Below are 24,286 nucleotides of genomic sequence, written 5' to 3' on the forward strand. Positions count from 1 at the left end.
GTGGACGATACGGTCTTGCCGACTGCCGATGACTACGTTGAGGTGAAGAGATGCCGTTGACCCCCGAGGACGTGCGGAACAAGCAGTTCACGACCGTCCGCCTCCGAGAAGGCTATGACGAGGACGAGGTCGATGCCTTCCTCGACGAGGTCGAAGCCGAACTGACCCGTCTGCTCCGCGAGAACGAGGACCTGCGCGCCAAGCTGGCCGCGGCCACCCGTGCGGCCGCGCAGAACCAGCAGAACATGCGCAAGGGCCCGCCGGACCAGGACCAGCAGCCGCACCCGCAGCAGCAGGGCATGCCTCAGCAGGGCATGCGAGGTCCCGGCGCTCCGGTGCCCGCCGGCATATCGGGCCCGCCGCAGCAGCAGATGGGCGGCCCCATGGGTGGCCCGCCCCAGCTGCCGAGCGGCGCCCCGCAGCTGCCCGCCGGTCCCGGCGGTCAGGGCGGCCCGCAGGGTCCCGGCCCGATGGGTCAGGGTCCGATGGGCCAGGGCCCGATGGGTCAGGGTCCGATGGGTCAGGGTCCGATGGGCGGCCAGCCGCCCATGCAGCAGCAGATGGGTGGCCCGATGGGCGGCCCCATGGGCGGTCCGATGGGCGGCCCCGGTCAGGGCCCCGGTGGCGACAGCGCCGCCCGTGTCCTCTCGCTGGCCCAGCAGACCGCCGACCAGGCGATCGCCGAGGCCCGCTCCGAGGCCAACAAGATCGTCGGCGAGGCCCGCAGCCGCGCCGAGGGTCTGGAGCGTGACGCCCGTGCCAAGGCCGACGCCCTGGAGCGGGACGCGCAGGAGAAGCATCGCGTCGCGATGGGCTCCCTGGAGTCCGCCCGCGCCACGCTGGAGCGCAAGGTCGAGGACCTGCGCGGCTTCGAGCGCGAGTACCGCACCCGCCTGAAGTCGTACCTCGAGTCCCAGCTGCGCCAGCTGGAGACCCAGGCCGACGACTCCCTGGCCCCGCCGCGCACCCCGGCCACCGCGTCGCTGCCGCCGTCCCCGGCGCCCTCCATGGCCCCGGCCGGCGCGAGCGCCCCGTCCTACGGCGGCAACCAGACGATGGGCGGCAACCCCGGTCCGTCCGCCCCGTCCTACGGCGGCCAGCAGCAGATGACCCCGGCCATGACCCAGCCCATGGCCCCGGTCCGCCCGCAGGGCCCGTCCCCGATGGGTCAGGCACCCTCGCCGATGCGCGGGTTCCTGATCGACGAGGACGACAACTGAGCACCGGGCACTAGTACGACAACGGCGTCGGCAGCGCTCAATAGGGCGGGCCCCTTGGACTTTCGGTCCTGGGGGCCCGCCCTTTTTACGCGGGTTGAGGTGTGAGTGCCGGGGCGATGGGGAGAAGAAGGGCCCGGCCTCCGAAAGGGAGACCGGGCCCTTCTCAAACCGCTCGGCGCTTACGCCTTCCGCAGCCGGAACGTGAGGGACAGCCCCTCATCGGTGAACGGCTCACCAAAGCTGTCGTCGCCCTCACCCTGCGCGAAGTCCGTCGACAGAACCTCGTCGGCGATCAGCTCGGCGTGCTCGGCCAGCGCGGCGACCACCGCGGGGTCGGTCGACACCCAGCGCAGGGCGATCCGGTCGGCCACATCCAGACCGCTGTTCTTGCGGGCCTCCTGGATCAGCCGGATCGCGTCACGGGCCAGGCCCGCCTGCCGCAGCGCCTCGGTGATCTCCAGGTCCAGCGCCACCGTGGCACCGGAGTCGGAGGCCACCGACCAGCCCTCGCGCGGGGTCTCGGTGATGATCACCTCGTCGGGGGCGAGGGCCACCGTCTCGCCGTCGACCTCCACCGAGGCCGTGCCCTCACGCAGCGCGAGGGACAGCGCGGCCGCGTCGGCGGCGGCGATCGCCTTGGCCACGTCCTGCACCCGCTTGCCGAACCGCTTGCCGAGCGCACGGAAGTTGGCCTTGGCGGTGGTGTCCACCAGGCTGCCGCCGACCTCGGACAGCGAGGCCAGCGAGGAGACGTTCAGCTCCTCCGTGATCTGCGTGTGCAGCTCGCGGTCCAGGGACTCGAAGCCGGTCGCCGCGATCAGCGCGCGGGACAGCGGCTGACGCGTCTTGACGCCCGACTCCGCGCGCGTGGCCCGGCCCAGCTCGACCAGCCGGCGGACCAGGACCATCTGCCTCGACAGCTCCGGATCGATCGCCGCCAGGTCCGCCTCCGGCCAGGAGGCCAGGTGCACGGACTCCGGCGCGCCCGGGGTCACCGGCACGACCAGGTCCTGCCACACCCGCTCGGTGATGAACGGCGTGATCGGCGCCATCAGCTTGGTGACCGTCTCCAGCACCTCGTGCAGGGTGCGCAGCGCGGCCTTGTCGCCCTGCCAGAAGCGGCGGCGCGAACGGCGGACGTACCAGTTGGACAGGTCGTCCACGAACGCGGACAGCAGCTTGCCGGCACGCTGGGTGTCGTACGCCTCCAAAGCCTGGGTCACCTGGTCGGTGAGCGCGTGCAGCTCGGACAGCAGCCAGCGGTCCAGCAACGGGCGCTCGGCCGGGGCCGGGTCGGCCGCGCTGGGCGCCCAGTCCGACGTGCGGGCGTACAGCGCCTGGAAGGCGACCGTGTTCCAGTACGTCAGCAGGGTCTTGCGGACGACCTCCTGGATGGTGCCGTGGCCGACCCGGCGGGCCGCCCACGGGGAGCCGCCGGCCGCCATGAACCAGCGCACCGCGTCCGCGCCGTGCTGGTCCATGAGCGGGATCGGCTGCAGGATGTTGCCCAGGTGCTTGGACATCTTGCGGCCGTCCTCGGCCAGGATGTGGCCCAGGCACACGACGTTCTCGTACGACGACCTGTCGAAGACCAACGTGCCCACGGCCATCAGCGTGTAGAACCAGCCGCGGGTCTGGTCGATCGCCTCGGAGATGAACTGCGCCGGGTAGCGGCTCTCGAACAGCTCCTTGTTCTTGTACGGGTAGCCCCACTGGGCGAACGGCATCGAGCCCGAGTCGTACCAGGCGTCGATGACCTCCGGCACGCGCGTGGCCGTCTTGCCGCAGCCGTCGTGGCGGCAGGTGAAGGTGACCTCGTCGATGTACGGCCGGTGCGGGTCGAGGGCCGACTGGTCGGTGCCCGTCAGCTCGGTCAGCTCCGCGCGGGAGCCGACGCAGGTGAGGTGGTCGTCCTCGCAGCGCCAGATCGGCAGCGGGGTGCCCCAGTAGCGGTTGCGGGACAGCGCCCAGTCGATGTTGTTGTTCAGCCAGTCGCCGAAGCGGCCGTACTTGACCGTCTCGGGGAACCAGTTGGTCTTCTCGTTCTCCTGGATCAGGCGGTCCTTGATCGCCGTCGTGCGGATGTACCAGGAGGGCTGTGCGTAGTAGAGCAGCGCGGTGTGGCAGCGCCAGCAGTGCGGGTAGCTGTGCTCGTACGGCAGGTGCTTGAAGAGGAGGCCGCGCTGCTTCAGGTCCTCGGTGAGCTTTTCGTCCGCCTTCTTGAAGAAGACGCCGCCGACCAGCGGGACATCCTCCTCGAAGGTGCCGTCCGGGCGGACCGGGTTCACGACCGGCAGGCCGTAGGAACGGCACACCCTGAGGTCGTCCTCACCGAAGGCGGGGGACTGGTGGACCAGACCCGTACCGTCCTCGGTGGTCACGTAGTCGGCGTTCACCACGTAGTGGGCCGGCTCGGGGAACTCCACGAGCTCGAAGGGACGTTGGTAGTTCCAGCGCTCCATCTCGGCGCCGGTGAAGGTCTGGCCCGTGCTCTCCCAGCCCTCGCCGAGCGCCTTGGCGAGCAGCGGCTCGGCGACGACGAGCTTCTCCTCGCCGTTGCTCGCGACGACGTAGGTGACCTCCGGGTGGGCGGCGACCGCCGTGTTGGACACCAGGGTCCAGGGGGTCGTCGTCCACACCAGGAGTGCGGCCTCGCCGGCGAGCGGACCGGAGGTGAGCGGGAAACGGACGTACACGGACGGGTCGACGACCGTCTCGTAGCCCTGCGCCAGCTCGTGGTCGGACAGGCCGGTGCCGCAGCGCGGGCACCAGGGGGCGACGCGGTGGGCCTGGACCAGCAGGCCCTTGGTGAAGATCTCCTTCAGCGACCACCAGACCGACTCCACGTACTCGGGGTCCATGGTCCGGTAGGCGTCGTCCAGGTCGACCCAGTAGCCCATGCGGGTCGTCAGCTCGGCGAAGGCGTCGGTGTGCCGGGTCACCGACTCGCGGCACTTGGCGTTGAACTCGGCGATGCCGTACGCCTCGATGTCCTGCTTGCCGGAGAAGCCGAGCTCCTTCTCCACGGCCAGCTCCACCGGCAGGCCATGGCAGTCCCAGCCGGCCTTGCGGGCCACGTGGTAGCCGCGCATGGTGCGGAAGCGCGGGAAGACGTCCTTGAAGACGCGCGCCTCGATGTGGTGGGCGCCGGGCATGCCGTTGGCGGTGGGCGGGCCTTCGTAGAACACCCATTCCGGGCGGCCCCCGGACTGCTCCAGGCTCTTGGCGAAGATCTTCTGCTCGCGCCAGAAGTCGAGCACGGCGTGCTCAAGAGCGGGCAGGTCGACCTGTGCGGGCACCTGGCGGTACGTCGGCGCTGTCATCTGCGAGCATCCTCCAACGGACTTGCTGCCTTCCGTCGGAGGGACGAGAGCCTTCGATCCTGTCTACGCCGTGTGCGGCGCGCTCCCGCGGTACCACCCTCCTTGGCCCTCCGTCACGCCGTTCGCGGCGGTGAGCCCCCTCATTGGGGTCGCGAAGCCGGTTCTACTCGCCCTGGCCAGATGGCTGGGCTTTCTTCCGGCGGCTCCGGGGTGATCTTCACGTCGCGCTCGCCCCCGGGCTCACACCGTCCCCGGGTCGCTCTGGGCTGCGTACGCCGCTACTCGTCCCCATCCACGCTTTTCGCTCCGCCCAGTGTACGGCGCCGCGCGGACAGCGGCCGACCGGTTTTCCGCGCGGCGCGGCCGCCGGGGCGTGACGTCCGGGATGACCCGAATGGCCAGGGGGCGGGTGTTCGGTTCCGGGCGGGCCGGGCCCGGCGGATTACCCGGCGGAGAGCTGGGCACAACGGATGCAGGCCCGCTGCTCGGGGGAGTGCGGGCGGGCGAATCGGGCGGTGTGGCCCGTTGCCGCGGGACTCAAGTCGATTTATCGTCCCAGAACGATTCGCGAGCAACATCACAATATGTGAAGGGGTCGCGGCCATGGTGGCGAAAAGGACCGCCGTACAGCAGCCGGCGACCGGCAGGCACGGGGGCGCGGCCCCCGGCGCTGCGGCTGCCTCCGGCGGCGAGACCAAGGGAGTGGACGGCACGAAGAGGCCGACCGCGGGGAGGAACGCGCAGCCGGCCGCGAGGAAGACGGCGATGAGGGCGACGGCCGTGAAGGAGCCGGCCGCCGGGAAGACGGCCGCGCGGAAGACCGCCGCGAAGGAGCCGGCCGCCGAGGAGAAGGCGCCCAGGAAGCCCGTGGACAAGGCGATGACGGCCGAAGAGGAGACCGCCGTCAAGAAGACGGCAGCCAGGAAGACGGCCACCAGGAGGACGGCCGCTGAGAAGACGGCTGCGAAGAAGTCCACGGCCAAGGAGACGGCCGCAAAGAAGGCGGCTGGGTCTGCCAAGAAGGCGGCCGGTAAGGAGACCGGCGCCGAGGAGGGGCCGGCCAGGAAGGCCGTTGCCAAGAAGGCCGCCGCCGAGAAGGCGTCGGCCGAGAAGGCGGTGGCCGGCAAAGCCGGCGGAAAGAAGCCCGCGGCGAAGGGAGCGGTGGAGGAGACGGCCGTCAAGAAGGCGGCGGCCAGGAAGGCCGGCGGCAGGAAGGCGGGGGCGGAGGGCGTCTCCACGCGGGCGGCCGACACGAGCAGGGCCAAGAAGGCGGGCGCGGCGCGGGCCGCGAAGCAGACGGGAGCCACGACAGTGGTTGCGAAGAAGACTCCTGGCACGGCCACGGCGGAGTCCGCCGTTCCCAAGGCGCGGGTCGCCGCGGCGGAGCCCGGCGAGCTGGCGGTCCGCCCCGGCGAGGACCCCTGGACCCCGGAAGAGGTCGCCGAGGCCCGTGCCGAGCTACTGTCGGAGGTGGAGCGGCTGCGCGCCGAGATCAGCTCCTCCGAGGTGTCCCTCGCGGGCCTGATGCGGGACTCCGGGGATGGCGCGGGGGACGACCAGGCCGACACCGGCACCAAGAACATCACGCGCGAGCACGAGCTGGCGCTCGCCGCCAACGCGCGCGAGATGCTGATCCAGAACGAGCACGCGCTGGAGCGGCTGGACGCGGGCACCTACGGCCTGTGCGAGAACTGCGGCAACCCCATCGGCAAGGCCCGGATGCAGGCCTTCCCCAGGGCCACGCTGTGCGTCGAGTGCAAGCAGAAGCAGGAACGCCGCTCCTGAGTGTGCGGGGCGGTGCCGTAGTCTCGTCCCCAGTCAGGCACCTAGGTTGAGGGACTCACGTGGCAGAGGCGGAGCGCATCATCGGTACGCCGGACACCCCGGACGACGGCGGCGAGCACACGGCTGCGGCCGGAGCACCCGCCGGCTCCGGCGCGTCCACCCCGGCCGCCGCGGGCGAGCAGCAGGCCCCGGCCGAGGCCCGGGGACGCCGCGGGCGCCGGATCGCCCTGCTCTTCGCGGTGGCCGCGTTCGCGTACGCCCTCGACCTGATCAGCAAGCTGCTCGTGGTCGCCAAGCTGGAGGGCCGCGAGCCGATCAGGCTCGTCGGGGACTGGCTGGAGCTGAACGCCACCCGCAACCCGGGTGCGGCCTTCGGCTTCGGCGCGGCCTTCACGATCATCTTCACCCTGATCGCCGCGGCCGTGATCGTGGTGATCATGCGCCTGGCCCGCAAGCTCTACAGTTACCCCTGGGCTATCGCGCTCGGCCTGCTGCTCGGCGGCGCCCTCGGCAACCTCACCGACCGGATCTTCCGCTCGCCCGGCGTCTTCGAGGGCAAGGTCGTGGACTTCATCGCGCCGAAGGGCTTCGCCGTGTTCAACCTGGCCGACTCGGCCATCGTGTGCGGCGGCATCCTGATCGTCCTGCTGTCCTTCCGGGGCCTGGACCCGGACGGCACGGTGCACAAGGACTGAGGCCAGGGCCGTCCACGGGCGGTTTTCCACAGGCTCGTGCGGGCCGGTTCCACCTGTCCGGCATACTCGACGGGTGAGCACGATTCCCGAGATCCGTACCCTGCCCGTGCCCGACGGCCTGGAGGGCGAGCGCGTCGACGCCGTCATCTCCCGCATGTTCGGCTTCTCCCGCACCAAGGCGGCGGATCTGGCCGCGGCCGGCAAGGTCCAGGTCGACGGCACGGTGGTCGGCAAGTCCGAGCGGGTGCGCGGCGGTGCCTGGCTCGAGGTCGAGATGCCTCAGGCGCCCGCGCCGGTGCAGGTGGTCGCCGAGCCCGTCGAGGGCATGGAGATCGTGCACGACGACGAGGACGTGGTCGTGATCGTCAAGCCGGTCGGCGTGGCCGCGCATCCGTCGCCGGGCTGGAGCGGCCCCACCGTGATCGGCGGTCTCGCCGCCGCCGGGTACCGGATCTCCACCTCCGGCGCCGCCGAGCGCCAGGGCATCGTGCACCGCCTGGACGTCGGCACCTCGGGCTTGATGGTGGTCGCCAAGTCGGAGCGGGCGTACACCTCGCTCAAGCGCCAGTTCAAGGAGCGCACGGTCGACAAGCGCTACCACACCCTGGTCCAGGGCCACCCGGACCCGACGAGCGGCACGATCGACGCGCCCATCGGCCGCCACCCGAACCACGACTACAAGTGGGCGGTGACGGCCGACGGCAAGCCCTCGGTGACGCACTACGACCTCATCGAGGCGTTCCGCGCCGCCTCCCTGCTGGACGTGAAGCTGGAGACCGGCCGCACCCACCAGATCCGCGTCCACATGTCCGCCCACCGCCACCCCTGCGTCGGCGACCTCACCTACGGCGCCGACCCCACCCTCGCCAAGCGGCTGCTCCTGACCCGCCAGTGGCTGCACGCGGTGCGCCTCGGCTTCGAGCACCCCGGGGACGGCCAGTGGGTGGAGTTCGAGAGCGCCTATCCCGAGGACCTGCAGAAGGCACTCGACCAGGTCCGTGAGGAGACGTACGCGTGAGCGCGCCGTACACCGTCCGGGTCGCCGAGGACCCCGCCGACCGCGAGGCCTGCTTCGCGGTCCGCAAGGAGGTCTTCGTCCGTGAGCAGGGCGTCGACGAGGACATCGAGTACGACGCCTACGACGCGATCGCCGTGCATGTCCTGGCGGTCCGCGAGGACGGTGTGCCGCTCGGCACCGGGCGGCTGCTGCACGGCGAGGCCGCGGCGGCGAAGACCGGCGCGGACACCTCGGTGGGCTCCCTGGGGCGGCTCGCCGTGGCCCGCGAGGCCCGCGGGCTCGGTGTCGGCGTGGCTCTGGTGCGGGCCATCGAGGAGGCGGCACGCGCGCGTGGCCTCACCGCGGTGGACCTGCACGCACAGACCCACGCGCTGGGCTTCTACGAGCGGCTCGGCTACGTGGCGTACGGCCCGGAGTTCCCGGACGCCGGCATTCCGCACCGGGCGATGCGCCGCGCCGTGTAGGCCTGTGCGGCGGGCCCCGTAGGCCCTGCGCCGCGCCCCTGCGCCGCGGTCCCGCGGCTGCGGGCGTCGCCGCCGGTCGGATGGCAGGCTTGAGGCCTGCCGTGTGACCGTCGACCCCCGGAGCGCCGGCCGTGGATCAGTTGGCTCTGTTGTTCGTCCTGCTGCTCGGGGCCCTGGTGAGCGTCCCGGTGGGGGACCGGTTCAGGGTGCCGGCGCCGGTGCTGATGACCGTGTTCGGCGGGGCCCTCGCGGTGGCCGACTTCGTGCCGAACGTGGACATCCCGCCGGAGCTGATCCTGCCCGGGCTGCTTCCGCCGCTGCTCTACGCCGCCGTACGGCGCACCTCCTGGAGGCAGTTCGCGGCCAACGTCCGCCCGATCCTGCTGCTGGCCGTCGCGCTGGTGTTCGTCACGATGGCGTGCGTGGCGTTCGTCGCCAGCGCGATCGTGCCGGGGCTGCCGATCGCCGCCGCCTTCGCGCTCGGCGCGCTGATCGCGCCGCCCGACCCGGTCGCCGCGACCAGTGTCGCCGGGCAGCTGGGGCTACCGCGCCGCCTGGTGTCGATCCTGGAGGGCGAGGGGCTGTTCAACGACGTCACCGCCATCGTGCTGTATCACGTGGCCATCGCCGCGGTCGTGAGCGGCTCGTTCTCGGCGTGGCGGGCGGCCGTGGACCTCGTGCTGTCCGGCGTCGTCGCGGTGGCCGTCGGCCTGGTGCTCGGCTGGGGCGCGAACAGGCTCATGGACCTGCTGGGCGATCCGACGCTGCAGATCGGCATGACCCTGCTGGTGCCGTACGCCTCCTACGTGCTGGCCGAGAAGCTGCACGGTTCAGGGGTGCTCGCGGTGCTCACCACCGCGCTGTTCCTCGCCGAGTACGCCACCGACGCCGACGACGTGATGACCCGGCTGGCCGGGCACACCTTCTGGGACATCATCGACACCCTGGTCACCGGCGTCGCGTTCGGACTCATCGGCCTCGAACTGCACAACGCCATCCGCACGGCCCAGGGGCGCTGGGGCGAGCTGCTGGGCTGGGCCGCCGCGATCGTGGGCGTGGTGATCGTCGTACGGCTGGTGTGGCTGCTGCCCGCGACCTGGCTGACCAAACGGCTGCACGCGCGGCGGGACTACGACGAGGAGATCCCGGTCAGCTGGCGGGAGACCGTCGTGATGTGGTGGTCCGGGATGCGCGGGGTGGCCTCGGTGGCGCTGGCGCTGGCCGTCCCGCTGCGGACTGACGCCGGCGCCCCGTTCCCCGACCGCGACGAGATCGTCTTCATCGCGTTCGGGGTCATCATCGTCACGCTGGTCCTGCAGGGGCTCACGCTGCCGTCCCTCGTGCGGTGGCTCGGGGTCCGGGCCGACTCCGAGCGGGAGAAGGACTTCGAGAAGGAGCTGGCGGTGCGGGCAGCGAAGGCGGCCAAGCGCAGGCTGCGGGAGATCGAACAGGTGGAGGACCTGCCCGAGGACCTGTCCGAGCAGATGCTGCGGCGCGCCTTCGACATCGGTATCCGGATCAGCCCCGACATGGGGGAGGAGGAGCGGCGGGAGGCGCAGCACCAGCGGGCCAAGCGGCTGAAGCGGGTCCGGAACATCCAGAACGAGATGCTGAGCGCGGCGCGCCACGAGGTCCTGGCGGCGCGCAGCGAGCCGGGAGCGGATCCGGAGATCGTGGACCGGGTGCTCAGGCATCTCGACGTCCGCAGCCTGCGGTGACGCGTGTGGCCACAGCCCCTGCGCGGTCCTGTGTCCGCCGTTCCGCTAGTCCTTGTGCGTGGATAGTCATACAAATATGCCGGTCCTGTGGATAAATCCCGGCATCAACGGCGGCACGCTCCTACCCTCGGATCATGACTCGCAACATCGTGATCAGTGGTGGCGGTACCGGCATCGGGCTGGCGGCGGCGCAGGCGTTCGCGGCGGACGGCGACCGGGTGCTGCTGCTCGGGCGGCGCGCTGAGGTGCTGGAGAAGGCCGCGGTGCCCGGGGCGCTCACCTATGCGGCAGACCTCTCCGAGCCCGATCAGGTACGCGGGGTGGCCCGGTTCGTCGCCCGGGAGCTGGGTACCGTCGACGTCCTCGTGCACGGTGCCGGCGGCGCGGGGGATCCGGAGCCCCCGGCCGGCAGTGACGACCCCCTCGACCGTGTGGCGCACGACTGGACCGCCAACTTCCGGCAGAACGCGCTGACGGCCGCGCTCCTCACCGAGGCGCTGCGGGACCGTCTCGCCGAGCCCGGCGGGCGGGTGCTGTTCATCTCGTCCATCGCCGCATACCGGGGTTCGGGCAGCGGCGCCTACGCGGCGGCCAAGGCCGGGCTGCATCCCTACGCGCACGACCTGGCCCGGCAGTTGGGACCGCACGGCATCACCGTGAACGTGGTCGCGCCGGGCTTCGTCGAGGACACCGAGTTCTTCGGCGACTCCATGGACGAGGCCCGGCGGGCGCGGCTCATCGCCGACACGCTGACCGGTCGCGCTGGGATACCGGGAGACGTGGCCGCGACCCTGCACTGGCTGGCCTCGCCCGGCGCCGGGCATGTCACCTCCCAGGTCATCCAGGTGAACGGGGGCGCGGAGCGCGGCCATTGACCGGATCCGCGGGACGCGGCACCGCCTCGGAGGTGTTGACGCGGGGGAGCGCGTAGGGGTGCTCCGCCGCCAGCCAGGCGATCATCCGCTCGCGGACCGTGACCCGCACCGTCCAGATGTCGTCGGCGTCCTTCGCGGTCATCAGGGCCCGCACCTGGACGGTGTTGGGTGTGCTGTCCGTCATCACGAGGCCGTAGGCGCGGCCGTCCCAGGTGGGGCTCTCGCGCAGGATGTCGCGCAGCTTCTCGCGCATCGCATCGAGGGGCGCGCTGTGGTCCACATGCCAGAAGACGGTGCCGGTCATCTCCGGGGTGCCCCGCGACCAGTTCTCGAAGGGTTTGGAGGTGAAGTACGACACCGGCATGGTGATCCGGCGCTCGTCCCAGGTCCGTACCGTCAGAAAGGTCAGGGTGATCTCGTCGACCGTGCCCCACTCGCCGTCCACGACCACCGTGTCGCCGATGCGCACCATGTCCCCGAAGGCGATCTGCAGCCCGGCGAACATGTTGGACAGAGTCGACTGGGCGGCGACACCGGCCACGATGCCGAGGACGCCCGCAGAGGCCAGCAGCGAGGCGCCGGCCGCGCGCATCGCCGGGAACGTCAGCAGCATCGCGGCGATCGCCACGACGATGACGATCGCGGACACCACCCGCATGATCAGCTCCACCTGGGTGCGCACCCTGCGTACCCGGGCCGGATCCCGATGCGCGCGGGCGTAGCGGCTGTAGGTGGCCTCCACGATCGCCGCGGCGATCCGGATCACCAGCCAGGCGGCGGAGCCGATCAGCACCAGCGTCAGCGCCCGGCCGATGCCGACCTGGTGCGGCTCCAGCACCTTCGCCTGGTCGTAGGAGCCACGCAGCAGGGCGGCGCACAGCACGAGCTGGTAGGGGATGCGGCCGCGGCGCAGCAGTTCCCACAGCGGTGAGTCGTGGTCGCGTTCGTCAGCCTTGCGCAGCAGCCGGTCGGTGGCCCAGCCGATGACGAGCGTGAGCAGGACCGAGCCGCCGATCACGATCACAGGACGGACTAGGTTCTCCATGCCTGCGCTCCTTACCGGAGCCCGGCGGGCATGAACATGTGAGTTCGGCGCGTTCGCGGGTACGGCGGCTCCGGCGGTGTCGCACCGGCTGGCACCATGGCCTCATGAACATCATGCTTTTTCACTCGACCTACGGCCTCAGGCCCGCGGTGCGCGAGGCCGCGGACCGGCTGCGCGCGGCCGGCCACGAGGTGTGGACGCCGGACCTCTTCGAGGGGCGCACGTTCGACACCGTCGAGGAGGGCATGGAGTTCAACGAGTCGATCGGCAAGGAGGAACTGCTGAAGCGGGCCGTGCTGGCGGCGGCCCCGTACTCGGACCGCGGGCTGGTGTACGCCGGGTTCTCGCTCGGCGCCTCGATCGCCCAGACCCTCGCACTCGGCGACGACAAGGCGCGCGGGCTGCTGCTTCTGCACGGCACCTCGGACATCGCGCCGACCGCGCACGTGGACGAGCTGCCGGTGCAGCTGCATGTGGCCGAGCCGGACCCGTTCGAGACGGACGACTGGCTCACCGCCTGGTATCTGCAGATGGGCCGCGCCGGAGCCGACGTGGAGGTCTACCGCTACGCCGGCGCCGGTCACCTCTACACCGACCCCGAGCTCCCGGACTACGACGCCGAGGCGGCCGAGGCCACCTGGCGGGTGGCGCTCGGCTTCCTCGACAGCCTGCAGGACTCGTAGCCGCCGGCTACACCGGGTAGTACGTCCGCTCGACCTTCTGGGTGCCGCTGCGGGTGCGGTAGGAGCGCACCCACTTGGAGGTCGCGTTCGCGTCGGTACGGTCGGACAGGACGTAGTAGTCCATCTGCGCGCGGTCGGCGGTGATGTCCAGCACGCCGTAGCCGTGCCGGTCGGTGTCCACCCAGTGGACGTGCCGGTTGGCGGCCTCGATGAGCGGCGCGGCGAGCGCGGAGACCGTGCCCTCGGGGACCTTGACGATGTCGTCGAGGTTGTCCGAGGTCACCGAGGTGATCACGAACTCGGTGGCCGCCGACGGCGACAGCGGGTAGGTGCCCGCGTCCACCGGCACGTCGTTGGCCCAGGACATGTGGATGTCACCGGTCAGGAAGACGGTGTTGCCGATGGCGTTCGAGCGCAGGTGGTCGAGGAGCTCGCGGCGGTCGTGGGTGTAGCCGTCCCACTGGTCGGTGTTGACGCCGATGCCGTCCTGCGGCAGGTCGAGCAGCTCGGCGAGCGGCTTGAGCAGGTCCGCGGTGAGGGAGCCGACGACGAACGGCGCGATCATCACCGAGTTGCCGACCAGCCGCCACTTGGTGTCGGAGGCCTTGAGCCCCGCCTTCAGCCAGTCGAGCTGGGCCCGGCCGGTGATCGTCCGGTCGGGGTCGTCCACCGAGCCGCTGCCGGCGGCAGCCTGCTGGGAGCGGAAGGAGCGCAGGTCCAGCAGGGACAGATCGGCGAGCTTGCCGAAGCGCAGCCGCCGGTAGGTGGTGCCCTCGATCGCGGTGCGGACCGGCATCCATTCGAAATAGGCCTGCTTGGCGGCCGCCTTGCGGGCGGTCCAGGTGCCCTCGGCGCCCTCGGTGTGGTTGACCGCGCCGCCCGACCAGGCGTTGTCGGCGAACTCGTGGTCGTCCCAGATCGCGACGACCGGCGCCTTCAGGTGCAGGGCCTGCAGGTCGGGGTCGGTCTTGTACCTGGCGTGCCGTATCCGGTAGTCGGCGAGCGTGATGATCTCGTTGGCCGGCGCGTGCGGGCGGACGACCGTGCCGCGCGCCGCGTACTCGCCGGACTTGTACTCGTAGATGTAGTCGCCGAGGTGCAGCCAGGCGTCCAGGTCGCTGCGGGCCGCGAGATGGCGGTAGGCGGCGAAGTAGCCGGCCTCCCAGTTGGCGCAGGTGACCACGCCGAAGCGCAAGGAGGACACGGTGGCGTCCGCCGCCGGCGCGGTGCGGGTGCGCGCCACCGGCGAGTCGGTGCCGCCGGCCGAGAAGCGGAACCAGTAGTCGGTCGCCGGCTGCAGGCCGCGGACGTCGGCCTTCACAGTGTGGTCGGAGGCAGCGGTCGCGGTGACGGTGCCCTTGGCGACGATGCTGGTGAACGCCTTGTCCCGGGCGACGACCCAGCTCACCTCGGTGTCCGGGCCGACCCCGGAGCCGGGTACGGCGTCGGGGGTCGGGGTCACCCGGGTCCACAGCAGGACGCCGTCGGGCAGCGGGTCACCGGAGGCGACACCGTGCAGGAAGGCGGGGGCCTGGTCGGCGGCGCGCGCCGGAAGGGAGGCGGCGAGCGGGCCGGCCAGGACAGCGGTCGCCGCCGCGGCCTTGACGACCGTACGGCGGCGAGGGGAGAGGGAGTTGAGGCCTTCGACGGCCGGAAGTGATCTTTTTCGACTGGTCACGGCCCATCAGGTTACTGACCGGTACGCGCGCAAGAGCGGGCGAACGCTCAATGTTCGCCCGCTCTTCACGGGAACGTCGGATTCCGCCGGGATGTCAGCCCTTGACGGCCGCGTCGACGGCCTTGTTGAAGTCGGCCACGGTCATGGGCGGGTTCTTGCCGTCGGCGCCCGTCAGCGTCTTGCCGTCCATCTTCAGGGTCGGCGTGCCCTGGATGCCGTCCTTGTCGAAGATCTTGGACTCCTCCAGCGCCCACCGGTCGTAGGTGCCGTCCTTCACGGCCTTCTGGAACGCCGCGTTGCCCTTCAGGGCGGGGACCGTGTCGGCGATCTTGATCAGATAGGCGTCGTCCTTGAACTTGTCGTCGTTCTCGTCGGGGTGCCACTTCGTCGAGTACATCGCGGCCTTGTACTCGAGGAACGCCTCCGGGCTGACGTTGAGCGCGGCGCCGAGCGCGCTGAGCCCGTTCTTGGAGCCCACGCCGGGCAGGTTGTTGTCGAGGAAGGTGGCACCGACGTACCGGAGCTTGAACTTGCCGCTGTCGATGTCCTGCTTCACCGTCGAGCCGACGGTCTGCTCGAACTGCGCGCAGACGGGGCAGCGCGGGTCCTCGTAGATGGTGAGGGTCTTCTGGGCGGTGCTCTTGCCGATGACGACCGTCGTGCCGTCCGTGCCCGTGGTGTTGGCCGGCTTCACGAGCGTCTGGGTCTTGGCGGCGTCCCACCCGGTGGGCTTGTTCGCCTGGACGACGGCATAGCCGATGCCGCCCGCCGCGGCCAGCACGGCCACGACCGAGGCGGCCACGATGACCTGCCGCCTGGCCTTGTCGCGCTTGGCCTGCCGCTCGCGCTCCTCGCGCAGCCGCTCCCTTGCCGCCGTCTTCGCCGACTGGCTGTTCCGCTTGCTCATGTTGGTGATCTCCGTGTGGGACGCGCACCTGCCGTACGCGGGATACGTGTGGGGGACTGGGTGTGCTCAGTGCCGCCGCTCGGGCGCCGTTCGACCGGGCGTCGCGGAGCCGGTGCCGCTCAGCCGGCGATGCTCAGCCGGCGGCGAGGGTGGGCGAGCACGGCGGTCCACGCCGTCCCAGGGAGTGCGCAAGAAGCCGGTCGCGGGCGGCGGCCCGGCGCGGAGCCGGGCGCGGCAGCCGGCGCGCCGGGGTCAGCCGGACGGCGACCGCGGCGACCGCGAGCAGCAGCGGCCGGAAGGTGGTGGCGGCGACCGCGCGCAGCAACTGCACCAGCGCCCGCTCGCCCCGGCGCAGCCAGGCGGCGGCGAGAAGGCCCACACAGACATGGGCGGCGAGCAGCAGCCAGGCGGTCGCCGGACTGGCGTGCGCGAGCAGCGCCCCGGGACGGCCGTGCGCCCCGGTCATCTGGGCCAGCGGGGAGCCGACGGCACCGCCCCGGCACAGCACGTCGAAGCCGAACGCGTGCAGGGGGCCGGCGACCGGGCCGCCCGCCCGGCCGTAACAGGTGTTCTGGCCGGTGGTGAACACCGTGTCGGCGGCCAGTTCCAGCGGGATCAGCAGGGCCGCGATCCGGCCGAAGCCGCGCTCGCGGCCCGCCAGCGCATACGTGGTGGCGAACACCGCGGCGGCGACCGCGAGCACGGTCGCCGCCGGCAGCGGGGCCCGGGACAGCAGCACGTGCGACGCGGTGCTGAGCGTCACGACGACAGCCGTGAACAGCGCCGCGCGCACGGCTCTGAGCTGGATCCCGGATATGTCCATAGCGAAAGAAGAGTCTGACACGAAGGCGGTTAAGAGCCCCCTAAAGGGCGCCTGTGAGTTGCGAAGGTTACAGCCCCGGAATCCGGCCGTTGCGGAACAGGTCGACGAAGATCTGGTGGTCGGCACGCGCGCGTGCGCCGTAGCCGTGCGCGAAGTCCACCAGGAGCGGCGCGAAGCCCTCCTCGTCGGCGGCGATGGCCGCGTCGATGGCCCGCTCGGTGGAGAACGGCACCAGGGACTCGCCGGAGGTGTCGTCCGCCGCCGCGTGCATCGTCGCCGTGGCCCGGCCCAGGTCGGCGACGACCTGGGCGATCTCCTCCGGGTCGTCGATGTCGCCCCAGTCCAGGTCGACGGCGTACGGCGAGACCTCGGCCACCAGCTGGCCCGCGCCGTCCAGCTCCGTCCAGCCAAGCCACGGGTCGGCGTGCGCCTGCAGGGCGCGCTGGGAGATCACCGTGCGGTGGCCCTCGTGCTGGAAGTAGCCGGCGATGGCCGGATCCGTGATGTGCCGGGAGACGGCCGGGGTCTGGGCCTGCTTGATGTAGATCACGACGTCGTTCTCCAGGGCGTCGCTGTGACCCTCCAGCAGGATGTTGTACGACGGCAGGCCGGCGGAGCCGATGCCGATGCCGCGGCGGCCGACGACGTCCTTCACACGGTAGGAGTCGGGGCGGGCCAGGGAGGAGTCCGGCAGCGTCTCCAGATAGCCGTCGAAGGCCGCGAGGACCTTGTAGCGGGTGGCCGCGTCCAGCTCGATGGAGCCGCCGCCGGGGGCGAAGCGGCGCTCGAAGTCGCGGATCTCGGTCATCGAGTCCAGCAGCTCGAAGCGGGTCAGCGAGCGGGCGGCGCGCAGGGCGCCCAGCAGGGGGCCCTCGGCGGTGTCCAGGGTGAACGGCGGCACCTCGTCGCTCTTCGCGCCCGTGGCCAGGGCGTGGATGCGCTCGCGGTAGGCGGCCGCGTAGACCGTCACCAGCTCGGTGATCTGCTCGTCGCTGAGCGCCTTCGCGTACCCGACGAGCGCGATCGACGCCGAGAAGCGCTTCAGGTCCCAGGTGAACGGGCCGACGTAGGCCTCGTCGAAGTCGTTGACGTTGAAGACCAGGCGGCCGTTGGAGTCCATGTACGTGCCGAAGTTCTCCGCGTGCAGATCGCCGTGGATCCACACCCGCGAGGTGCGGTCGTCCAGAAATGGACCTCCGCGCTTCGAGCCGAACTCCTTGTTCGCGGTCAGGTCGTGGTAGAAGAGGCACGCCGTGCCCCGGTAGAACGCGAAGGCCGAGGCCGCCATCTTCCGGAACTTCACCCGGAACGCGGCCGGGTCGGCGGCCAGGAGCCGGCCGAAGGCGGTGTCGAAGACGGCGAGGATCTCCTCGCCGCGCTGCTCGTCGCTGAGCTGGGGTGCCGACATCGCTGGGTGCCTCCTGGTGCGGTGCATGAATGTGCGTGAATGAGTACGACAGCGTTTCCGTCGTCTCCAACGGGCGACGCCACGCGGGAGTGCCCGGTTCCCGCATGAAGGTACGCGGATGGGGCCCGCGTGTGTCAGTCCCGAGGCATAGACTTCGACGCTGACCCCAGAACTGTCCGCCCGCCCGTCGCCCAGTGTTTCCGCCGGAGGCCATACCGTGTCAAAGCCGCCCTTCACGCACCTGCACGTCCACACCCAGTACTCGCTGCTGGACGGTGCCGCGCGGCTCAAGGACATGTTCAACGCCTGCAACGAGATGGGCATGACTCATATCGCCATGTCCGACCACGGCAACCTCCACGGGGCGTACGACTTCTTCCACTCCGCGAAGAAGGCCGGAGTCACCCCGATCATCGGGATCGAGGCATATGTCGCCCCCGAGTCCCGGCGCAACAAGCGCAAGATCCTCTGGGGCCAGCCGCACCAGAAGCGGGACGACATCTCCGGTTCCGGTGGTTACACCCACAAGACGATGTGGGCCGTGAACAAGACCGGCCTGCACAACCTCTTCCGGCTCTCCTCCGACGCCTACGCCGAGGGCTGGCTGCAGAAGTGGCCCCGGATGGACAAGGAGACCATCGCCCAGTGGTCCGAGGGCATCGTCGCCTCCACCGGCTGCCCCTCCGGCGAGGTCCAGACCCGGCTGCGGCTCGGCCACTTCGACGAGGCCCTGAAGGCCGCCGCCGACTACCAGGACATCTTCGGCAAGGGCCGGTACTTCCTGGAGCTGATGGACCACGGCATCGAGATCGAGCGCCGGGTCCGCGACGGCCTGCTGGAGATCGGCAAGAAGCTCGGCATCCCCCCGCTGGTCACCAACGACTCGCACTACACCTACGCGCACGAGGCGGGCGCCCACGACGCCCTGCTGTGCATCCAGACCGGCAAGAACCTCTCCGACCCGGACCGCTTCAAGTTCGACGGCACCGGCTACTACCTGAAGTCCACGGACGAGATGTACGCGATCGACTCCTCGGACGCCTGGCAGGAGGGCTGCGCCAACACGCTCCTCGTCGCCGAGATGGTCGACACGGACGGCATGTTCGAGAAGCGCGACCTCATGCCCAAGTTCGACATCCCCGAGGGCTACACCGAGGTCACCTGGTTCAAGGAGGAGGTCCGCCGCGGCATGGAGCGCCGCTACCCGGGCGGCGTCCCCGAGGACCGCCAGAAGCAGGCCGACTACGAGATGGACGTCATCATCTCGATGGGCTTCCCCGGCTACTTCCTCGTGGTCGCCGACTTCATCATGTGGGCCAAGAACAACGGCATCGCCGTCGGCCCCGGCCGAGGCTCCGCGGCCGGCTCGATCGTCGCCTACGCCATGGGCATCACCGACCTCGACCCGATCCCGCACGGCCTGATCTTCGAGCGGTTCCTCAACCCCGAGCGCATCTCGATGCCCGATGTCGACATCGACTTCGACGAGCGCAGGCGCGTCGAGGTGATCCGGTACGTGACCGAGAAGTACGGCGCCGACAAGGTCGCCATGATCGGCACCTACGGCACCATCAAGGCCAAGAACGCGATCAAGGACTCCGCGCGCGTGCTGGGCTACCCGTACGCGATGGGCGACCGCATCACCAAGGCCATGCCCGCCGACGTCCTCGGCAAGGGCATCCCGCTGTCCGGCATCACCGACCCGCAGCACCCGCGCTACAGCGAGGCCGGCGAGGTCCGCGGGATGTACGAGAACGAGCCGGACGTGAAGAAGGTCATCGACACCGCCCGCGGTGTGGAGGGCCTGGTGAGGCAGATGGGCGTGCACGCCGCCGGCGTGATCATGTCCAGCGAGACCATCACCGAGCACGTCCCGGTCTGGGTCAGGCACACCGACGGCGTGACGATCACCCAGTGGGACTACCCGAGCTGTGAGTCGCTCGGCCTGCTGAAGATGGACTTCCTGGGCCTGCGCAACCTCACGATCATGGACGACGCGGTCAAGATGGTGAAGGCCAACAAGGGCCTCGACATCGACCTGCTGTCCCTGCCGCTCGACGACCCCACGACCTTCGACCTGCTCCAGCGCGGCGACACCCTCGGCGTCTTCCAGTTCGACGGCGGCCCCATGCGGTCCCTGCTGCGGCTGATGAAGCCCGACAACTTCGAAGACATCTCCGCCGTGTCGGCCCTGTACCGACCGGGCCCGATGGGCATGAACTCCCACACGAACTACGCCCTGCGCAAGAACGGGCAGCAGGAGATCACGCCGATCCACCCCGAGCTGGAGGCGCCGCTCAAGGAGGTCCTGGACGTCACCTACGGCCTGATCGTCTATCAGGAGCAGGTGCAGAAGGCCGCCCAGATCATCGCGGGCTACTCGCTCGGCGAGGCCGACATCCTCCGCCGCGTGATGGGCAAGAAGAAGCCCGAGGAACTGGCGAAGAACTTCACCATCTTCCAGGCCGGCGCCCGCAAGAACGGCTACAGCGACGAAGCCATCCAGGCCCTGTGGGACGTGCTGGTCCCCTTTGCCGGCTACGCCTTCAACAAGGCGCACTCCGCCGCGTACGGCCTGGTCTCCTACTGGACCGCCTACCTCAAGGCGAACCACCCCGCCGAGTACATGGCCGCCCTCCTCACCTCCGTCAAGGACGACAAGGACAAGTCGGCGGTCTACCTCAACGAGTGCCGCCGCATGGGCATCCGGGTTCTCCCGCCGAACGTCAACGAGTCCGAGGCCAACTTCGCCGCCCAGGGCGACGACGTGATCCTCTTCGGCCTCTCCGCCGTCCGCAACGTCGGCACCAACGTCGTCGAGTCCATCATCAAGTGCCGTAAGGCGAAGGGGAAGTACGCCTCCTTCCCCGACTACCTCGACAAGGTCGAGGCGGTGGTCTGCAACAAGCGCACCACCGAATCGCTCATCAAGGCCGGTGCCTTCGACACCATGGGGCACACCCGCAAGGGCCTGATGGCGCAGTACGAGCCGATGATCGACAACGTGGTCGCGGTCAAACGCAAGGAGGCCGAGGGGCAGTTCGACCTCTTCGGCGGCATGGGCGAGGACACCAGCAGCGAGCCCGGCTTCGGACTCGACGTGGAGTTCTCCACCGACGAGTGGGACAAGACCTATCTGCTCGCCCAGGAACGGGAGATGCTCGGGCTGTACGTCTCCGACCACCCGCTGTTCGGCCTCGAACACGTCCTCGCCGACAAGGCCGACGCGGGCATCGCCCAGCTCACCGGAGGCGAACACGCCGACGGCGCGGTCGTCACCATCGGCGGCATCATCTCCGGTCTGCAGCGCAAGATGACCAAGCAGGGCAACGCCTGGGCGATCGCCACCGTCGAGGACCTCGCCGGCTCCATCGAGTGCATGTTCTTCCCGGCGACCTACCAGCTGGTGTCGACCCAACTCGTCGAGGACGCCGTGGTGTTCGTCAAGGGACGCCTCGACAAGCGCGAGGACGTGCCCCGGCTCGTCGCCATGGAGTTGATGGTCCCGGACCTGTCCAACGCCGGCACCAACGCGCCGGTGATCCTCACCATCCCGGCCGTGAAGGTCACTCCGCCCATGGTCAGCCGCCTCGGCGAGATCCTCAGCCACCACAAGGGCGACAGCGAGGTCCGCATCAAGCTGCAGGGCCCGCGCAAGACCACCGTGCTGCGCCTGGACCGGCACCGGGTCAAGCCCGACCCCGCGCTCTTCGGCGACTTGAAGGTGTTGCTCGGCCCGTCCTGCCTGGCCGGCTGACACCGCACCACGCGAGAGCACGCACGAAGGGGCGCACCCGCCAAGGGTGCGCCCCTCCTGTGTGCCTGGGCTTCAACTGCCCTTTAGTTGTGGCCGAAGCTCTTCCGCTTCTTGCCGGCAACATCAGCCGGGCTGCCCTGAATGTGCGACACCGGCGACTCATGCGCCTCCGTCTGCCGCTGCGCGTGCTCGTTGGACTGCTCGGGGTGCGACGCGCGGTTCTGCGGGCCGGCCTGCTTACGGTTCTTGTTCTTGGCCATGGTGATCTGCCTCCTGTGGGGGATCTAGGGGCCAGGGCCGGGACCAGATTCACATACGCTGACATCAAGCGCATGTCGGATAATTACCGTGTGTGACAGGGCAGGTGGGCGTGCGGGACCCGCAAACGCCACGCCGAAGATCGAGTTCGGGCCGTTAACCCCCGCGCCGTCGGGCAGACTCGAAGGAAGTCCGAAGCAAAACCTCCCGGGAAGAGGGTGAGTCGCGTGGACCGCTGCATCGTCCTGGTGGACGCCGGGTACCTGCTGGGAGCCGCCGCCAGCCTCCTCGCCGGTGAGCCCTCGCGGTCCCGGATCACCGTCGACCACGCCGCACTGATCCAGGCGCTGCGGGAACGCGCGGAGTCCGACACCGAGCGTCCCCTGCTGCGCATCTACTGGTTCGACGGCGCCCCCGACCGTGTCCCCCAACCGGAGCATCGCCGGCTGCGGGTGATGCCCCGGGTCACCGTCCGGCTCGGCGCCCTCACCCGCAGCGACGGACGCTGGGCGCAGAAGGGCGTGGACGCCGCCATGCACGCCGAGCTGACCGAGCTGGCCCGCAACCGAGCCTGCTCCGACATCGTCCTCGTCACCGGCGACGGTGATCTGCTGCCCGGCATGATGGCCGCCAAGGAGCACGGCGTCGCCGTCCACCTGTGGGCCGTACAGGCCGCCGACGGCGACTACAACCAGTCCGAGGACCTGGTCGCCGAGGCCGACGAGCGGCGCGTGCTGGACCGGGCCTGGATCACCCAGGCCGTCCACGCCAAGGAACTGACCGGCGTCTGCGCCCCGCCGCCCGCGCCCCGGCCCGAGATCGCCGCGATCCTCTCCGCACCGCTGCCCGAGTCCGCGCTCACCGCGGCGGCCGAGCGGCCGCCCGAAGAGGGCGGGCCCCAGCCGGCCTCGGTGACGGAGAACGGCACCCAGGAGCGGGCCACCGCCCACAAGGGCGTCCCCACTCCCAAGGACCTCGCCGCGCTGCGCGCCCCCGGCACCCAGTCCGCCCAGCACCCGGCGACCGCGACCCTGCGCTGGTCCTCCGACAAGGGCTGGGTGGACCGGCCGGGCGTGGTCGCCGAGCCGCCCGAGGTAGCCTCCATGCCGACGCTCGCCCAGCTCACCACGGCGGAGCAGCGGTGGGCCGACCGCGAGGAGGACATCACCACCGTCGGCGGCGACCCCTACGAGGTGGGGCAGGTCTTCGCGCGCCGCTGGATGTCCCGGCTCGGCGACCAGACCCATCTGCAGAAGTTGTCGCAGCTGTATCCGCGGATCCCGCACCGCATCGACGGCGAGCTGCTGCGGTACGCGGCGCGGTTCGGGCTGCTCGCCCACAAGGACGACCAGATCGACGAGCACGACCGTTACGCCATTCGGGCGGGGTTCTGGCGGGAGATCGACGTGCCGGCGGCGGCGGAGAGCGCGACGGGGGAGTGACGGCGGGGAATCCTTACCGGTCGCGTACGGAAGCGGCCCCAAAGGCGAGTAAAGCGGCCCGACCCCGTACTCTCGTCCCTTGTGAGTACGCGCGTGGCACAGGCACCTCGGCATGACGAGGTCGTACGCGTGCGCGGGCTCGCCAAGACCTATCCGGCCGTGAAGGGGCGGCGGGGTGCGCCCGGCACCCCCGAGGTGCGGGCCACCGACGGGGTCGAGCTGGCGGTGCGGCGCGGCGAGGTCTTCGGACTGCTCGGTCCGAACGGCGCCGGCAAGTCCACGCTCGTACGACAGCTCACCGGGCTGCTGCGGCCGGACACCGGCAGCGTCGAGATCCTCGGGCACGACATCGTCAGGCACCCCGAGCGGGCCGCGCGCCTCCTCGCCTACCTGGGTCAGGAGTCCTCCGCGCTGGACGAGCTGACCGTCTCCCTCGCCGCCGAGACCACCGGACGCCTGCGCGGCCTGGAGGTACGGCGGGCCCGGGCCGAGCGGGACGCCGTACTGGAGGAGCTGGGTCTCACGCCGATCGCCGGGCGGGCGCTGAAGAAGCTGTCCGGCGGGCAGCGGCGGCTCGCCTGCTTCGCCGCCGCCCTCGTCGGCGAGCGGCCGCTGCTCGTACTGGACGAGCCGACCACCGGCATGGACCCGGTGGCCCGGCGCGCGGTGTGGGCGGCCGTGGACCGGCGGCGCGCCGAGCGCGGTACGACCGTGCTGCTGGTCACCCACAACGTCATCGAGGCCGAGACCGTGCTGGACCGGGTCGCCGTCATCGACCAGGGCCGGGTGATCGCCTGTGACACCCCGGCGGGGCTGAAGGAGCAGGTCGCCGGCGAGGTGCGGGTCGAGCTGGTGTGGCGGGACCGGGCGCCGCTTCAGGTGCCCGAGGTCGCCGTGCTGCGCGAGCGCGCGGTGGAGTCCGGCCGGCGCTGGACGCTGCGGCTCGCGCCCGAGGAGGCCCGTGCCGCCGTCGCCACGGTGACCGGCGGGGCCGCCTTCGCCGCCCTGGACGACTTCACACTTGCCACGCCCAGCCTGGAGGACGTCTACCTGGCGCTCGGCGGCGCGGCCCGCCAGGGGTTGGTGAAGGCATGAGCGCGGCGGACGTGCGGTGCGTATGGGTCTGTGCGACTGCGGTCTGTGCGACCGCGGTCCGTGTGACTGTGGTCGGTGGGACCGGGGCAGGG

Annotated in this window: 18 protein-coding genes; 11 read left to right on the forward strand and 7 right to left on the reverse strand. The window is 70.8% G+C overall.

The window, feature by feature from the left end; translation table 11 throughout:
- Nucleotides 1-50: 50 nt before the first annotated feature.
- Complete coding sequence (locus AB0M27_RS01220) at nt 51-1,220, forward strand: DivIVA domain-containing protein (protein WP_365716612.1); 1,170 nt, start codon at nt 51-53, stop codon at nt 1,218-1,220.
- Between the two features lie 179 nt (nt 1,221-1,399).
- Here AB0M27_RS01220 and ileS read toward each other — a convergent pair whose 3' ends face one another.
- Nucleotides 1,400-4,543: an isoleucine--tRNA ligase gene (ileS, locus tag AB0M27_RS01225; protein WP_365716614.1), complete on the reverse strand. Its 3,144-nt coding sequence runs from the start codon at nt 4,541-4,543 to the stop codon at nt 1,400-1,402.
- A gap of 603 nt (nt 4,544-5,146) precedes the next feature.
- On the opposite strand from ileS, the gene AB0M27_RS01230 reads away from it, so the two are divergent.
- The 6 genes from AB0M27_RS01230 to AB0M27_RS01255 all read left to right on the forward strand — a co-directional run bounded on the left by AB0M27_RS01230 (nt 5,147) and on the right by AB0M27_RS01255 (nt 11,098).
- On the forward strand, nt 5,147-6,328 hold the full coding sequence (locus AB0M27_RS01230) for a histone H1-like repetitive region-containing protein (RefSeq protein WP_365716616.1): 1,182 nt from the start codon (nt 5,147-5,149) through the stop codon (nt 6,326-6,328).
- 59 nt (nt 6,329-6,387) lie between these two features.
- Entirely contained in the window at nt 6,388-7,023 is a 636-nt protein-coding gene (lspA, locus tag AB0M27_RS01235) for a signal peptidase II (protein ID WP_365716618.1), read from the forward strand.
- Nucleotides 7,024-7,096: 73 nt separating this feature from the next.
- Entirely contained in the window at nt 7,097-8,041 is a 945-nt protein-coding gene (locus tag AB0M27_RS01240) for an RluA family pseudouridine synthase (protein ID WP_365716620.1), read from the forward strand.
- Entirely contained in the window at nt 8,038-8,505 is a 468-nt protein-coding gene (locus AB0M27_RS01245) for a GNAT family N-acetyltransferase (RefSeq protein WP_365716622.1), read from the forward strand. The genes AB0M27_RS01240 and AB0M27_RS01245 overlap by 4 nt, the downstream gene beginning before the upstream one ends.
- Nucleotides 8,506-8,636: 131 nt before the next feature.
- Nucleotides 8,637-10,223 carry a Na+/H+ antiporter gene (locus AB0M27_RS01250; RefSeq protein ID WP_365716624.1) on the forward strand — a complete coding sequence of 529 codons (1,587 nt, stop codon included), beginning with the start codon at nt 8,637-8,639 and terminating at the stop codon, nt 10,221-10,223.
- A 134-nt stretch (nt 10,224-10,357) separates the two neighbouring features.
- The gene (locus tag AB0M27_RS01255) at nt 10,358-11,098 is read left to right on the forward strand and encodes an SDR family oxidoreductase (protein ID WP_365716626.1); all 741 of its coding nucleotides are present in this window, start codon (nt 10,358-10,360) and stop codon (nt 11,096-11,098) included.
- On the opposite strand, the gene AB0M27_RS01260 is transcribed toward AB0M27_RS01255, so the two are convergent.
- Nucleotides 11,061-12,143, reverse strand: coding sequence for a mechanosensitive ion channel domain-containing protein (locus AB0M27_RS01260; RefSeq protein WP_365716628.1), 1,083 nt, complete (start codon nt 12,141-12,143; stop codon nt 11,061-11,063). The two genes, AB0M27_RS01255 and AB0M27_RS01260, sit on opposite strands and share 38 nt — an antisense overlap.
- 104 nt (nt 12,144-12,247) lie before the next feature.
- Between AB0M27_RS01260 and AB0M27_RS01265 the strand changes: the two genes are divergently transcribed.
- Nucleotides 12,248-12,826 (forward strand): dienelactone hydrolase family protein, encoded by a 579-nt coding sequence (locus AB0M27_RS01265; RefSeq protein WP_365716630.1) that lies wholly within the window; start codon nt 12,248-12,250, stop codon nt 12,824-12,826.
- Nucleotides 12,827-12,833: 7 nt separating this feature from the next.
- On the opposite strand, the gene AB0M27_RS01270 is transcribed toward AB0M27_RS01265, so the two are convergent.
- The 4 genes from AB0M27_RS01270 to AB0M27_RS01285 all read right to left on the reverse strand — a co-directional run bounded on the left by AB0M27_RS01270 (nt 12,834) and on the right by AB0M27_RS01285 (nt 17,642).
- The gene (locus AB0M27_RS01270; RefSeq protein ID WP_365716632.1) at nt 12,834-14,504 is read right to left on the reverse strand and encodes an alkaline phosphatase D family protein; all 1,671 of its coding nucleotides are present in this window, start codon (nt 14,502-14,504) and stop codon (nt 12,834-12,836) included.
- A 94-nt stretch (nt 14,505-14,598) separates the two neighbouring features.
- Nucleotides 14,599-15,411, reverse strand: coding sequence for a thioredoxin domain-containing protein (locus tag AB0M27_RS01275; RefSeq protein ID WP_365716634.1), 813 nt, complete (start codon nt 15,409-15,411; stop codon nt 14,599-14,601).
- A 133-nt stretch (nt 15,412-15,544) separates the two neighbouring features.
- Nucleotides 15,545-16,234: a hypothetical protein gene (locus AB0M27_RS01280; protein WP_365716636.1), complete on the reverse strand. Its 690-nt coding sequence runs from the start codon at nt 16,232-16,234 to the stop codon at nt 15,545-15,547.
- 67 nt (nt 16,235-16,301) lie between these two features.
- Nucleotides 16,302-17,642, reverse strand: coding sequence for a DUF2252 domain-containing protein (locus AB0M27_RS01285; RefSeq protein WP_365716638.1), 1,341 nt, complete (start codon nt 17,640-17,642; stop codon nt 16,302-16,304).
- Nucleotides 17,643-17,859: 217 nt separating this feature from the next.
- Here AB0M27_RS01285 and dnaE point away from each other — a divergent pair, with 217 nt between their 5' ends.
- Nucleotides 17,860-21,399, forward strand: coding sequence for a DNA polymerase III subunit alpha (dnaE, locus tag AB0M27_RS01290; RefSeq protein ID WP_365716640.1), 3,540 nt, complete (start codon nt 17,860-17,862; stop codon nt 21,397-21,399).
- Nucleotides 21,400-21,482: 83 nt separating this feature from the next.
- Here the strand turns inward: dnaE and AB0M27_RS01295 are convergent, their stop codons facing one another.
- Complete coding sequence (locus AB0M27_RS01295) at nt 21,483-21,659, reverse strand: hypothetical protein (RefSeq protein ID WP_365716642.1); 177 nt, start codon at nt 21,657-21,659, stop codon at nt 21,483-21,485.
- A gap of 225 nt (nt 21,660-21,884) precedes the next feature.
- Between AB0M27_RS01295 and AB0M27_RS01300 the strand changes: the two genes are divergently transcribed.
- Nucleotides 21,885-23,099: an NYN domain-containing protein gene (locus AB0M27_RS01300; protein ID WP_365716644.1), complete on the forward strand. Its 1,215-nt coding sequence runs from the start codon at nt 21,885-21,887 to the stop codon at nt 23,097-23,099.
- Nucleotides 23,100-23,180: 81 nt separating this feature from the next.
- Nucleotides 23,181-24,194: an ABC transporter ATP-binding protein gene (locus AB0M27_RS01305; RefSeq protein WP_365716646.1), complete on the forward strand. Its 1,014-nt coding sequence runs from the start codon at nt 23,181-23,183 to the stop codon at nt 24,192-24,194.
- The last annotated feature ends 92 nt before the right edge of the window (nt 24,195-24,286 follow it).

This window comes from Streptomyces sp. NPDC052107, assembly GCF_040680215.1.
Taxonomy (GTDB): domain Bacteria; phylum Actinomycetota; class Actinomycetes; order Streptomycetales; family Streptomycetaceae; genus Streptomyces.

Excerpts from the sequence above, each read along its gene's own strand:
- AB0M27_RS01230 (WP_365716616.1), top strand. The coding sequence starts at position 5,147 with ATGGTGGCGAAAAGGACCGCCGTACAGCAGCCGGCGACCGGCAGGCAC.
- AB0M27_RS01265 (WP_365716630.1), top strand. The coding sequence starts at position 12,248 with ATGAACATCATGCTTTTTCACTCGACCTACGGCCTCAGGCCCGCGGTG.
- AB0M27_RS01255 (WP_365716626.1), top strand. The coding sequence starts at position 10,358 with ATGACTCGCAACATCGTGATCAGTGGTGGCGGTACCGGCATCGGGCTG.
- AB0M27_RS01260 (WP_365716628.1), bottom strand. The coding sequence starts at position 12,143 with ATGGAGAACCTAGTCCGTCCTGTGATCGTGATCGGCGGCTCGGTCCTG.
- AB0M27_RS01280 (WP_365716636.1), bottom strand. The coding sequence starts at position 16,234 with ATGGACATATCCGGGATCCAGCTCAGAGCCGTGCGCGCGGCGCTGTTC.
- AB0M27_RS01295 (WP_365716642.1), bottom strand. The coding sequence starts at position 21,659 with ATGGCCAAGAACAAGAACCGTAAGCAGGCCGGCCCGCAGAACCGCGCG.
- ileS (WP_365716614.1), bottom strand. The coding sequence starts at position 4,543 with ATGACAGCGCCGACGTACCGCCAGGTGCCCGCACAGGTCGACCTGCCC.
- AB0M27_RS01220 (WP_365716612.1), top strand. The coding sequence starts at position 51 with ATGCCGTTGACCCCCGAGGACGTGCGGAACAAGCAGTTCACGACCGTC.
- AB0M27_RS01285 (WP_365716638.1), bottom strand. The coding sequence starts at position 17,642 with ATGTCGGCACCCCAGCTCAGCGACGAGCAGCGCGGCGAGGAGATCCTC.
- AB0M27_RS01275 (WP_365716634.1), bottom strand. The coding sequence starts at position 15,411 with ATGAGCAAGCGGAACAGCCAGTCGGCGAAGACGGCGGCAAGGGAGCGG.